Raw genomic sequence first — 12,404 nt, 5'->3', positions numbered from 1 at the left:
GAGGGGAGGGCGTTGGGCAGTTGCCGGTCGGCGACCGCGCGCGCCAACTCCGGGGCGGCCTCGCGGGGGGTCAGCCGCGAGCCGCGGTACCCGGCCCAGTCGGCGATGCCCTCGGAGAGCCACAGCGGCGTCACGGAGGTGGTCTGCCGGCGGGTGGCGACATGGGTCGTCTCATGGGCGAGTACGACCTGCCGGCCCTCTTCGCTGAGCAGCCCGTAGGCACGGGGGTTGACGACTATGCGGTCGGCGTCGGTCCCGGCCGCGCCGGTCGCCTCCCCGGTGGTGACGGCGGCCATGCCCGCGTATGTCCGGGAGTCCGCGCCGGGCGGGCCCAGCAGCCGGGCCATCTGCCGCGTTGAGGCGGGCGCCTCCAGCACGGTCTTGCGGGACCACGCGTCCGGCCACGTCCGGGCGACCGCGGGCACGGCGCGGTCGGCGGCGTCGGCGAGCGCCCGCAGCCCGGACCGCTGCCGCCCCACTCCCAGCACCAGGCTGTGCTCGCCCCGTACGACCGTCATGGCGCCCTGCTCCCACAGCTGGCGGTCGCTGCCGGGGGCCTCGGCGGCGAGGTGCCAGGCACCGTCACGCCGTACGAAGCGCAGCCGTTCGGTGTCGGTGGTGGTGACCGGGTCGTACCCCGCGAACCGGTAGCGCAAGGTGGCCTCGACGGTGGCGGCGCGGTCCCGCTCGGTGACCTCGCGCACGTCGTAGGACCACTCGGCCAACGGCAGCTTCCGCAGATTGCGGAAGACCTGCCGCTGCGCGTCGCGGTGGTCGGGGGCGCCCGGATCGACGGGGGCGAGGTAGCCGTGCTCGTCCCCGGTACGCACTGCCGCGGCCTGGCGGTCGAGTATCTGCTGGAACGGGGCGTGCTGCTGGCCGTCCGCACGCACGCAGGCGCCGAGCCCGCACAACAGGGCGAGCGCTGCCGTACCGCTCAGCGCCCGCCCGTAGTGCATCCACTGCCGCCGCTCACCCACTCCACCGAGGGTACGGGGGCGGAAACCGGGCAGCTCAGGGTCTGGTGACGGAGGAGACCGGCATCATGCCGACCGGGTCGTAGCGCACGGGGGCGCCCGGGTGGGGGGCGTGCACGACCTGGCCGCCGCCCACGTACATGCCCACATGGCTGGCGTCGTCCCGGTAGATCACCAGATCGCCGGGGCGGGCCTGGCCGAGCGGGACCTGCCGGCCGGCCGAGCGCTGCGCCTGGGAGGTGCGCGGGATGGAGATGCCCGCCTGTTTGTACGCCCACTGGGTGAGCCCCGAGCAGTCGAACGACCCCGGCCCGGCCGCACCCCACGCGTAGGGGCGCCCCAGCGCCGACTTGACGGCGGCGACGGCCGCGGCAGCACGCTCGGAGGACGGTTCGGCGCCGCCGGGCCCCGCACCGGCCGTCTCCTTCCCGGACCGGTGGCTGTTCCGGGAGGCGCGCTCCTCGGGCGAGAGCTGGTCGAGCAGCCGCCGGGCCGCGGCCAGCTTCTTCTGGACGTCCCTCTTCTGGCGCTGCAGCGTCTTTTGGAGGCCGTCGAGCTGTTCGAGCTTGTCGGACGCCTCGCTGCGCCGCTGCTCCAGGTCGCGCTGGGCGGACTGGAGCCGGCGCAGCTTGAGCAGTTGGCGGCTGCTGATGCGATCGAGGGTGGCGGCCTTGTCGAGGAAGCTGTCCGGGTCGGTGGTGAGCATCAGCGCCACGGTCGGGTCGATGCCTCCCGAGCGGTACTGCGCGCCCGCGAGGGAGCCGAGGGAGTCGCGCAGCCGATTGACCTTGGCCTGGCCGCGGGCGACGCCGTCCTGGGCGTTGGACACCTGCTCGCGCAGCTTCCCGGCGCGCTCCGCCACCCCGTTGTACTTCTCCGTCGCGACTTCCGCCTGCTCGTAGAGCCGGTCGACACGGGAGTTGAGGGCGGCTGCTGACGGTTGGTCGTCGGGCTTGGCGCCCGCCGGCGCCGACGGCACGAGCGCGGCTGCCGCGCCCGCAGCGGCGGCGGACAGCACGGTGACCCGCGCTGGCCAGCCCTGCCCGGGCTGCGGGGTACGTCGAGGGGACCGGTGCGATGCCACTGGAGGAGGCGTTCCTTCCGCTAGGCGACTTGCGCCCGCAGAATGTAGCCGTGCCCTTACAGGGGACAAAGGACCCTTCGGTGCCCGTAAGTCCTGCTCCGCGCCCCGGCGTTCGCCGATCACGCAGGTCACCGGCCGGGTCCGGGGGTCATCCGCACCCGGGTGGGTTCACTCGGACGAAGGACGTTTAGCGGTCATCACACTGGCTGCTGATCGGTCAGCCCACGCGGACACCGAACTGGAAGGGCATGTTGCCCATCGCCTCGAAGCGCACGTTGGCACCCGGCTTGGGGGCGTGCAGCACCTGGCCGTTGCCGGCATAGAGGCCGATGTGGTGCAGGTCGCCGTAGAACAGCACCAGGTCGCCCGGCTTGAGCTGGCTCTGGCTGGAGATGCGGGTTCCGGCGTTGGCCTGCGCCTGGGAGGTACGCGGCAGCGAGACACCCGCCTGCTTGTACGCCCACGAGGTCAGCCCGGAGCAGTCGAAGGAGCTGGGGCCGGTGGCGCCCCACACGTAGGGGCTGCCTATCTTGCCCTTGGCTGCAGACAGCGCGGCGGCCGCACGGCCGGAGCCGGCGGGCAGCTTGCCCAGGTCGGCGCGGTCGCTGGAGGCACGGTCGGCGCGCTCCTGCTTCTCGGCCAGCTTCGCCTTCTCCTTGGCGGTCAGCGTGTTGAGCAGCCGCTGGGCCTCGGCGAGCTTGCCCTGGATCTCGCTCTTCTTCTTGCCGAGCTCCTCGCGGGTGCTGGCGAGGTCCTTCAGCTTGCCCGCGGCCTCCTTGCGCTGCTGCGCGAGGCTGCGCTGCTTGGCCTGGATCTTCTTGAGCGCGCTGGCCTGCTTGGTGCTCAGCTGGTCCATGGCCGAGGCCTTGTCCAGATAGTTGTCCGGGTCGGACGAGAGGAACAGCTGCACCGACGGGTCGATACCGCCCGTGCGGTACTGCGCGGTGGCCATCGAACCGAGCTTGTCGCGCATGCTGTTGAGCTCACCCTGGCCGCGGGCGACGCTGTCCTGGAGGTTCTCGACCTCCTTGGAGAGCTTGGACTGCTTCTCCTTGGCGCCGTTGTACTTCTCGGTGGCGGCCTCGGCGTCCTCGTAGAGCTTGTCGACCTTCTCCTTGACGTCCTTCTTGGAGGACTGCGGGTCGGCGTGGGCCGCCTGGGAGGTGAGCGCGACAGCCGCGGCAGCGGTCATGGTGAAGACACTGACTCGTGCGCGACTCGGCTGCTTGGGACGACGGTGGGACGCCACTGGGGCGAGCTCCTTCTTCCTCAGCCGCCTGCCGGTCTGGTCATCTCCGGCTCCGCTTCTCAGGACTGGGCGATCCCGATCGGACGGAACGAGGCGGTCCTCCGCTGCCACCCCGGATAGGTGATCAACCGAGCGAAGGTTCGCGCCTGAGGTTAGCCACGCGTAGTGATCCGATCAAATCCCTCAGGGAAAAAGGCGTCTCACAGCCGCATTCTTTACCCGGCACCCACGCACGGCGAGCACCGCCTCACACAGCGCTCATCACCCGCGCGACACGGCAGGCGGGATGCCCCTTATGCGCAAAGGAGTTGAGAACGCGCGCCCCCGGTCACATCAGGGCGCATACCGGTCAGCTGCGGGCAAGTCGCTTGAGGAGAAGCACGGAAGCCACCGGCCTGGCCCCGGCCGCCGCACAGCCGTCGGCGACCTCGCGGTCGCTGGAGACCACCACGACCGCGCGGCCCGGCGGTTCGGCGCGCACCAGACGGCGGATCAACTCGTCCGCGGTCTGGCCCGGTTTGGAGAAGAGCACCCGCACCCCGCGCGGCGGGGCCAGCAGCACGGGCGCGGCCAGTTCGGCGCCGTCGAAGACACAGGTGACCTCGGCGCCCGACTGGGCCGCCAGCACGGCGAGGCCGCCCAGCAGCCGCAGCCGCTGCTTCTCCAGCGGCAGCGTGGGATAGCCGGTCTTGGTGACGTTGTAGCCGTCCACCACCAGATGGGCCTGGGGCAGGGCCAGCAGCTGGTCCAGCAGCGCCGGATCGGTCTCCGAAAGCGCCCGCGCCGCCACGTCCTTGGGCGACATCCGGCCCGGCTCCACGGCGTCGACCGTATCGGCGGGACGCGTCTCGGACGGTGGGAGCGCCAGTTCGCGGCGCAGCCCCTGGGCCGCGTCGAGCACGGTGTCGAGCAGCAGGCGCACCCGCATGTCCTCCACGCTGCGGCCCTCCCGCGCGGCACGCCGCCCGGCCTCCAGCGCGGACTCCGTCTCGGCGAGGCGCGACTTGAGCCGGCGCACCTCGCTGTCGAGCGCCGCCTTCTCCGTACCGGCCGCCGAGCGCACCGCGTCCAGCTCCTCCTGGAGCTTGCGCAGCGACGCCTCACGACGGCGCACATCGGCCTGCGCACTGCGCAGCTTGCGCTGGGTGCCGTCCAGCTCCTTGCGCAGCGCCTCCAGCTCGCGGCGGCCCCGTTCGGCCTCGTCACGGGCGGCGCCCTTGGCCTGGGACAGCTCGTCGCGCAGCCGGGCGAGCTCGCGCTGGGCCTCCTCGCCGGCGCGCTCGGCCTGGGCCCGTTGGGCCTCCTCACCCGCCGCCGCGACCAGCTTGGCCCAGCCGGAGGGCCGCAGGATGTAGGCCGCAGCCGCCACGTCCACCGGGTCGGCGGCCGGAGGCGGTGTGCCCTCGTCGAGGGCGCCCGTCAGCTCGGGCAGCTGCTCGCGTACCCGGGAGGCGATGCGCTGCCGGAAGGCGGCGTCGCTCTCCAGCGCCGCCGCCATGGCGTTCCCGCCGAACTTGGCGCGCCGCTGCGGGGTGAAGCGGGCGTACTGCCGCAGCGGGGGTGGGAGTTCGGCGATGGTCAGCCCGCCGAGGGCGTCCCCGGTGAAGGCGACCACCCGCCGCCGCACCCGCTCCGGCAGCGGCCGCTCCAGGCTCTCCTGCTCGGCGGGGTCCGGGTCCGTCCGGCCCGCCGGGCCCTCAGCCGCCGCGCGGGCAGCGGGCCCGGCGTCCTTCCCGGCAGCCGGTTCCGGCTGCCGAGGGTCGCCGCCCGTCCGTTCCTCCACCGGTCACACCTGCCGTCTCTGAGCCCTGAGCCCTACACCTGAGCGCTGGGCCGGTCCACCAGTTCGACCTGGTCCACGGCGTTGCACCATCTGCAGCGCACCGACTCGATGCTCTCACTGACCACGTCCCGCTCCTCGACCGTCGGCGCTCCGGCCAGGTCCAGATGGACGTACTCGACCACCTTGCTGGATCGGGTCACGTCGAACCGGGTGAGATTGCCGCACAGGGTGCAGCGCCAGCGGGTCTCGGCCGTCGGCGTGGGGACCGCCATCGTCTCGTCCTCATTTCTTCGAAGGTCGAAGTCTCGAAGGTCTCGGCTGTCGATTCCGCGGAACACATCACGGACATGCGGCGCGGGGTCACGTCCCGTAAACCCTACGGCCTGGGACCGTCCGCGTGCCTCCGCGTGTGTCGAGGAGCATGCCCGGACACCGAGCGGTCCATGATCCGGTCATGGACGGCACCGACCGCGCCGACGCCGCGCACCCGGAGCGCGACGGGCCCACGCCCCGCGCCGAGGCGGACCGCAGCGAGCCCCCGGGCCGCGCCAGGGCGGCCCGCGGCGCGCACCCGGACCGTGCCCGGACGGCGCGGCCCCTGATGACCTACACCCTGATCGGCTGCTGCTGCCTGGTCTTCCTGATCGGGCCGGCCTCCGGCTTCGTCCCCTCCTACGGTACGGGGCAGGCGCTCCAGGAAGCCCGGTCGGCCTACTTCAACCAGTGGGGCGTGGTGCCCCGCGCACTGCTCAGTGGTGCCGTACGCCCGCTCACGACGCCGCTGACCGCGCTGTTCCTGCACGGCAATTGGCTGCATCTGCTCGGCAACCTGCTCTTCCTGTTCGTCTTCGGCGGCCTGGTCGAGCAGCGCATGGGGCCGGTCCGCTTCACCCTCTTCTATCTGGGCGCCGGCTATGTGGCCATGCTCTGCTACGCGGCGGCCCATCCCGCCTCGGGTGAGACGCTGGTCGGCGCCTCCGGGGCGATCTCGGCGGTACTGGGCGCCTTCCTCCATCTGCATCCGCACACCCGGGTGACCAGTGTCTTCCCCTTCCTGCTCTTCCTTCCGCTGCGCTTCCCCGCCTGGGTGGTGCTGCTGTTCTGGCTGACCCTGCAGTGGCTGTCCGCCAGGCAGGACGGCGACGGACCCGGCGTCGCCCACCTGGCCCATGTGGTGGGTTTCACGCTGGGCTTCCTGTATGCCTGGCTCCACTACCGCCGGGCTAAAGTGACCGGGCCAACCCCGGCGTCAGAGGGAGAGACCCCACCGTGATCACTTCCATCGTCCTCATCCGGACGAGCACCGACCGCATCCCCGAGATCGCCGAGCAGATCGCCGCCATCGAGGGCGTCAGCGAGGTCTACTCCGTCACCGGTGCGCACGATCTGATCGCCATGGTCCGCGTCGCCCAGCACGACGACCTCGCCGACATCATCCCCGGCCGGATCAGCAAGGTCCCGGGCGTCGAGTCCACCGAGACGCACATCGCCTTCCGTACCTACTCCCAGCACGACCTGGAAACCGCCTTCGCCATCGGTCTCGACGCCTGACCGGGTCCGCATCGCCCGCGGCGGTGTCGATGAACGTTTCCTCATCCGCGCTTCATCACCGGGCACCGGTGGGCACGGCAGCGTGGCCCGTATGGCCTTCTCACACCGCATCGCGACGCTCACGGCCGTGGTGGCGATCCCGCTGGGCATCGCCGCCACCAGTTACGCGCTGACCGACAGCCCGGACCCGCCCAAGCCGCCCGCGAAGGTCGAACTGGACAGCGAGAGCCCGTCCAACGGGAGCCCGTCCGCTCAGAGCCCGGACCCGTCCTCCTCCCCTTCGCAGGGCTCGCCCCGGCCGTCCGGGGACGAGACGGTCGGACCGCCCGCCACCGACGACACGAGCGACGATGACCGTAGCGAGGAAACGGACGACCGCAACGACGACGGCGGCCGGGACGAACGCGACGACTCCGGCGGCCGGGACGACGGCGGCGAGGACGGCTGAGAGCGCAGCCGGCGGCCCCGCGCGGCGGCCGTGGATCTCGGCCCGCGTCCGCATCCTGCTGTGGCTGCTGGCGGTCATGGCGGTGGCGCTCGGCACCGTCGCCACCACCACCAGGTCGATCCTGGTGCGGGACGTCGAACAGCGGGTGACCCGGCTGCTGGAGCAGGAGACCGGCGAGTTCGCCAACTTCGTCGAACGGGGCCAGGACCCTCGCACCGGGCGCCCCTTCACCGAGGCCAGGCGGCTGCTGAAGGTCTTCTTGGAGAGGCAGTACTCCGACCCGGACGAGGAACTGCTGGGTGTGGTGCGCGGCAAGGTGATCCGGCAGAGCCGGGACATCCCCTCCGCGCTGCCGCTGTACCAGGACAGGGCGGCGCTGCGCCGTATCACCTCGGGCGAGCGGCGCAGCGGCGTGCTGCACAGGCCGCAGGGCGAGGTGCGCTGGGCGCGCGTCGCGATCGAGCCGGGCGGCGGCTCGCCGTCGGGCACCTTCGTCGTCGCCATCCACGCCGACCGTGAACAGGCGGGGCCCGAGACGGTCTTCCGCATCCTGCTGGCCATATCCGGCGTCGCACTGCTGCTGACCTGCGGCATAGGCTGGGCCGTGGCGGGCCGCATCCTGGCTCCCGTACGGCTGGTGCGGACGACGGCGGCGCAGTTGACCGAGCAGGATCTGACCCGGCGCATCCCGGTGCGCGGCCGGGACGACATCTCGGCCCTGGCCGAGACCTTCAACGCCATGCTGGACCGACTGGAGCGGGCCTTCGCGGCGCAGCGCCAGTTCGTGGACGACGCCGGGCACGAGCTGCGCACCCCCATCACCATCGTGCGGGGACATCTGGAGCTGATGGGAGACGGTCCGCGGGAGCGGGAGGAGACCGTGCGGGTCGTCACCGACGAGCTGGACCGGATGAGCCGCATCGTGGAGGACCTGCTGCTGCTCGCCAAGGCCGAGCGGCCGGACTTCGTCACCCCCGAACCGGTGGAGCTCGCCGAGCTGACGGCCGATGTCTTCGTCAAGGCGCGCGCGCTGGGCGAGCGGGCATGGCAGCTGGCCGAGGTGGCGGAGGGCACGGTGCGGCTCGACCCGCAGCGCGTCACCCAGGCGATGGTGCAGCTGGCACAGAACGCCGTCCAGCACACCGCCCGGGGCACGGCCGTACGCATCGGTTCGAGGCGCTGCCCCACCAGGCGCACGGTCGAGCTGTACGTCGCCGACAGCGGGCCCGGCGTCGGCGGGGCGGACGCCGAGCTGATCTTCGAACGCTTCCGCAGGGGCACCGCCCGGCGCGGCTCGCGCGGCAGCGGCGCCGGGCTCGGGCTCGCCATCGTGAAGGCCATCGCGGAGGGACATCCCTCAGGCCGGGTGGAGCTGCGGACCACGACGGGCGGCGGGGCCACTTTCGTGCTCGTCCTGCCCGAGGCGGTGCCGGACCGGCCGAAGCAGGAGGAGGAAGAGCGATGACGCGGGTGCTGATCGTGGAGGACGAGGAGCGGATCGCCGCGTTCGTGGAGAAGGGGCTGCGCGCCAGCGGCTTCACCACGACGGTCGCCGCCGACGGGGACACCGCCTACGACTACGCCCACACCGGCGGTTTCGACCTGGTCATCCTCGACATCGGGCTGCCGGGCCGGGACGGTTTCACCGTGCTGCGGCAGCTGCGCGAGGCACGGGTGACGGTGCCGGTGATCGTGCTGACCGCGCGGGACTCGGTACGCGACACGGTCGCGGGGCTGGAGGGCGGCGCGGACGACTGGATGACCAAGCCGTTCCGCTTCGAGGAACTGCTGGCCCGGGTGCGGCTGCGGCTGCGCACGGCGGCACGGGAACCGGAGATCACCGTGCTGCGCAGCGGCGAGCTGTCACTGGACCTGCGCACCCGCCGGGCCCGTGCGGGCAGCCGGACGGTGGACCTGACGGCGCGGGAGTTCGTTCTGCTGGAGCTGTTCCTGCGCCACCCCGGGCAGGTGCTGTCGCGGGAGCAGATCCTCTCGCACGTGTGGGGCTACGACTTCGACCCCGGCTCCAACATCGTGGACGTGTATGTGCGCGCCCTCCGCAAGAAGCTGGGCGCCGAGCGGGTGGAGACGGTACGCGGGATGGGATACCGGCTGCCTTGAACCGGGCCGGGCGGGCCGGATGAAACCCCCTTCATCGAGCGCTCATCGACGGCTCACCGCCGGGCCGAAGACTCGCAGGCATGACAGCGTCCGTCACCGGGCCGTCCGTCCGGAAGGCCCTCTCCCCCGCCACCCTCTGCGCGCTCTGCGTCGGGCTGAGCCTGTGCGCACTGCTCGCCGTCCCCGGCAACTTCCCCGGGCTGGGCGGGCAGGCGCGGCTGACCCTGGCCGTCTTCGCCCTGACGACGTGCGCGTGGATCGGCACTCCGATCGACGACACCTATGTCGCGCTCGGCGGGGGGCTGGCGCTGGCCGCGACCGGGGTGATCAGCTCCGAGACACTGTTCGGCACCCTGGGCGACGCCACGGTCTGGCTGCTGATCTGCGCGTTCGTCCTCGCGGCGGCCGTTACGCGCACGGGGCTGCCGACGCGGGCGGCCGCCTTTCTGGTCAGCGGCGCCCGATCGGTGCGGCAGCTGGTCCATCTGACGACCGCGGCGCTGGTGGTGAGCGCGTTCGCGATACCCGCCACCTCGGGGCGGGCGGCGCTGGCACTGCCCGTCTTCCTCGCGCTCGCCGCCGCCCTGCGGGAGCGGGTGCGCCTGGTGGTGATGCTCGCGCTGCTCTTCCCCACCGTCATCCTGCTGTCCGCTGTGGCGACGCTGATCGGCGCGGGCGCGCATCTGATCACCGTCAGCGTGCTGTGGGAGTCGACGGGGCAGCACATCGGCTTCACCCGGTGGCTGCTGCTGGGCCTGCCGCTGGCCGTCGCCTCCTCGCATCTGGCGGCCGAGGCGGTGCTACTGACCACCACGCGGCGGGCTGATCGGCGCGAGGGGGTACGCGTCACCGTCGAGGACATCCAGCAGCACTCCACGACCCGGGTCACCGGGCCGCTGTCCCCGCCCCAGGCCCGTTCGGCGCTGCTGCTCGGCACGGTCGTCGTGCTGTGGTGCGCGGAGCCGCTGCACGGGGTCCCGCCCTCGCTGGTCGCGCTGATCGGCGCCGTGGTCGCCGCCTCGCCCGCGCTGGGCACGGTCGGGCTGAAGGACGCGCTCAAGACGGTGCCGTGGTCGCTGCTGCTGTTCATGGCCGCGACGATGGCGATGGGCGTCGCCCTGTCGGCCTCGGGTGCCGCGCAGTGGCTGGTGGGCGGGTTGCCCGGTGGCGCGGCCGTACCGCCATGGGCGTTCCTCTCGGGTGTCGTGGTGGTGAGCACGGCGGCGCATCTGCTGCTGCAGTCGCGGTCGGCGCGCTCCAGTGTGCTGGTGCCGCTCGTGGTCGCCGCGGCGGCGGGGGCGGGCGTCAACCCGGTGTCGGCCGCGCTCGCCTCCACGGCGGCGGCCGGCTTCTGCCACACGCTCCCCGCCTCGGCCAAGCCCGTGGCCCTCTTCGCCGACCTCCCCGAGACCCCCACCTACACACCGCGCGACCTGCTGCGGCTGTCCGCCGTCCTGGCACCGCTGACGGCGCTGCTGGTCGTGGTGTTCGCCCTGGCGGTCTGGCCGCTGCTCGGCGTTCCCGTGCGCTGAGCCGTACCGCCCTCCCTTCCTCCACTCCCATCCAGGAGCTTCGGATGCCGTTCCACTTCGCTCTCGCACCCAGCGGATTCAAAGAATCCCTCTCCGCGCGGCAGGCCGCCGAGGCCATGGCCGCAGGCGTCCGCAGAGTCGCGCCGGAGGCCACGCTCGACCTGATACCGCTGGTGGACGGCGGCGAGGGCACGGCCGAGGCGCTGGCCCTGGCGACCGGCGGCCGACTGGTGCACCGTGCGGCGACCGGCCCGGTGGGTGAGCCGGTGCCCACGCACTTCGCGCTCCTGGGCACGTCCGGGACGCTCGGCACACGTCCCACCGCGGTGGTGGAGATGGCCGCGGTCGCGGGTCTCTCCCTGGTTCCGGCGGACCGCCGCGATCCGGGGGCGACGACCACGTACGGGGTCGGGGAGCTGATCCGGGCGGCGCTGGAGACCGGGGTGCGCCGGGTGATCGTCGGATGTGGCGACTCCGGCACCTCGGACGGCGGCGCCGGAGCGCTGCAGGCGCTGGGCGCGCGGCTGCTGGACGCGGACGGCGTGGAGCTGCCACCCGGCGGAGCCGCTCTGGCGCGGCTGGACCGGATCGATCCGTCCGGTCTCGACCCCCGGCTGGCGCAGACCGAACTGCTGGCCGCCTGCAATCCGTTCAACGTGCTGTGCGGGCCCTCGGGTGTGGCCGGGGTGTTCGGGCCGCAGAAGGGCGCGACGCCCGCCCAGGTGCGGTCGCTGGCGGCGGCACTGGAGCGGTGGGCGACGGTGCTGGCGCGGGATCTGAGCCACAGCAGGGCGGCAGTCGACCTGCGCACCGGTCCCGGTACGGGCGCCTCCGGCGGCCTGGGCGCCGGTCTGGCCGCGCTCGGCACCCGGCTGCTGCCCCGTTTCGAGGTGCTGCTCGACCACCTCGACCTGGATGCCCGGCTCGCCCGCGCCGACCTCGTCCTGACCGCCGAGGGCTCCTTGGACCGGCAGACCGCGCGCGGCAAGGTGCCCGCCGAAGTCGCCCGCCGCGCCAAGGGGTTCGGCAAGCCGGTACTGGCGCTGGCCGGCACCCTGGGCGAGGGCGCCGACGAGACCCGCGCCACCGGCATCGACGCCTACCGCTCCATACTCCCCGCGCCGCTCGCCCTCTCCGACGCCCTCGCGCTGGCGCCCCGCCATCTGGCCGACGCCACCGAACACGCCGTCCGCATGGTGCTGCTGGGCACCCGGCTCCCCGTACGGCGGCAGCTGACCGGGGCCGGTAGCGTGGGGGAATGAGCACGGGGCAGGTTGCGACGACCACACTGTGGCGGCCCACCGGGCCGGCGGAGCTGGAGCTGGTACGGGAGCTGGGGTGGCGGGCGTGGCCGCCGCGGTTGCCGGAGCAGCCGATCTTCTATCCGGTGCTCAACGAGGACTACGCCGTGCGGATCGCTCGGGACTGGAACGTCAAGCACGACGGGGCGGGGTATGTGACCCGGTTCGAGGTCGACACGGAGTTCCTCACGCGCTATCCCGTCCAGCAGGCGGGTGGCGAGACCATCCTCGAACTGTGGGTCCCGGCCGAGGAGCTGGCGGAGTTCAACGCGCACATCGTCGGGACGATCGAGGTCGTGCACGAGTTCCGGTGAACTGACGCACCGACGGGGATGGACTCTCCCTCCGTGGGAGAGTC

The 12,404-nt window shown here is 72.7% G+C and carries 13 protein-coding genes; 8 read left to right on the top strand and 5 right to left on the bottom strand.

Annotation, left to right across the window (positions count from 1 at the left end; all coding sequences use genetic code 11):
* From KBY19_RS23485 to KBY19_RS23465, 5 genes are all read right to left on the bottom strand, one after another.
* A partial coding sequence (locus tag KBY19_RS23485) for a DUF4157 domain-containing protein (RefSeq protein ID WP_210966635.1) occupies window positions 1-980 on the bottom strand: 980 nt, incomplete at its 3' end.
* 34 nt (window positions 981-1,014) lie between these two features.
* The gene (locus tag KBY19_RS23480; RefSeq protein WP_180289613.1) at window positions 1,015-2,061 is read right to left on the bottom strand and encodes an NlpC/P60 family protein; all 1,047 of its coding nucleotides are present in this window, start codon (window positions 2,059-2,061) and stop codon (window positions 1,015-1,017) included.
* Between the two features lie 217 nt (window positions 2,062-2,278).
* Entirely contained in the window at window positions 2,279-3,310 is a 1,032-nt protein-coding gene (locus KBY19_RS23475) for an NlpC/P60 family protein (protein WP_099879964.1), read from the bottom strand.
* A 349-nt stretch (window positions 3,311-3,659) separates the two neighbouring features.
* On the bottom strand, window positions 3,660-4,961 hold the full coding sequence (locus KBY19_RS23470; RefSeq protein ID WP_099886433.1) for an NYN domain-containing protein: 1,302 nt from the start codon (window positions 4,959-4,961) through the stop codon (window positions 3,660-3,662).
* Window positions 4,962-5,125: 164 nt separating this feature from the next.
* Window positions 5,126-5,365, bottom strand: a complete 240-nt coding sequence (locus KBY19_RS23465; protein WP_099879966.1) for a hypothetical protein — start codon at window positions 5,363-5,365, stop codon at window positions 5,126-5,128.
* A gap of 329 nt (window positions 5,366-5,694) precedes the next feature.
* Between KBY19_RS23465 and KBY19_RS23460 the strand changes: the two genes are divergently transcribed.
* From KBY19_RS23460 to KBY19_RS23425, 8 genes are all read left to right on the top strand, one after another.
* Window positions 5,695-6,366 carry a rhomboid family intramembrane serine protease gene (locus tag KBY19_RS23460; RefSeq protein ID WP_099886434.1) on the top strand — a complete coding sequence of 224 codons (672 nt, stop codon included), beginning with the start codon at window positions 5,695-5,697 and terminating at the stop codon, window positions 6,364-6,366.
* Window positions 6,363-6,644 carry an Lrp/AsnC family transcriptional regulator gene (locus KBY19_RS23455; protein ID WP_099879968.1) on the top strand — a complete coding sequence of 94 codons (282 nt, stop codon included), beginning with the start codon at window positions 6,363-6,365 and terminating at the stop codon, window positions 6,642-6,644. The genes KBY19_RS23460 and KBY19_RS23455 overlap by 4 nt, the downstream gene beginning before the upstream one ends.
* A 91-nt stretch (window positions 6,645-6,735) precedes the next feature.
* A complete protein-coding gene (locus tag KBY19_RS23450) occupies window positions 6,736-7,092 on the top strand; it encodes a hypothetical protein (RefSeq protein ID WP_210966634.1) in 357 nt (118 codons plus the stop codon).
* Window positions 6,995-8,557: a cell wall metabolism sensor histidine kinase WalK gene (locus KBY19_RS23445; RefSeq protein WP_210966633.1), complete on the top strand. Its 1,563-nt coding sequence runs from the start codon at window positions 6,995-6,997 to the stop codon at window positions 8,555-8,557. The genes KBY19_RS23450 and KBY19_RS23445 overlap by 98 nt, the downstream gene beginning before the upstream one ends.
* Entirely contained in the window at window positions 8,554-9,213 is a 660-nt protein-coding gene (locus KBY19_RS23440; RefSeq protein ID WP_099879974.1) for a response regulator transcription factor, read from the top strand. Before KBY19_RS23445 ends, KBY19_RS23440 begins: the two co-directional genes overlap by 4 nt.
* An 80-nt stretch (window positions 9,214-9,293) precedes the next feature.
* Complete coding sequence (locus KBY19_RS23435) at window positions 9,294-10,745, top strand: SLC13 family permease (RefSeq protein WP_210966632.1); 1,452 nt, start codon at window positions 9,294-9,296, stop codon at window positions 10,743-10,745.
* Between the two features lie 44 nt (window positions 10,746-10,789).
* Window positions 10,790-12,007 carry a glycerate kinase gene (locus KBY19_RS23430; RefSeq protein WP_185016662.1) on the top strand — a complete coding sequence of 406 codons (1,218 nt, stop codon included), beginning with the start codon at window positions 10,790-10,792 and terminating at the stop codon, window positions 12,005-12,007.
* On the top strand, window positions 12,004-12,360 hold the full coding sequence (locus tag KBY19_RS23425) for a hypothetical protein (protein ID WP_185016663.1): 357 nt from the start codon (window positions 12,004-12,006) through the stop codon (window positions 12,358-12,360). The genes KBY19_RS23430 and KBY19_RS23425 overlap by 4 nt, the downstream gene beginning before the upstream one ends.
* Window positions 12,361-12,404 lie beyond the last annotated feature (44 nt).

The organism is Streptomyces sp. B15 (assembly GCF_018070605.1).
Taxonomy (GTDB): domain Bacteria; phylum Actinomycetota; class Actinomycetes; order Streptomycetales; family Streptomycetaceae; genus Streptomyces; species Streptomyces smyrnaeus.
Note: the sequence above shows the minus strand (reverse complement) of the source record. Positions and strands in the feature narration are given on the sequence as shown.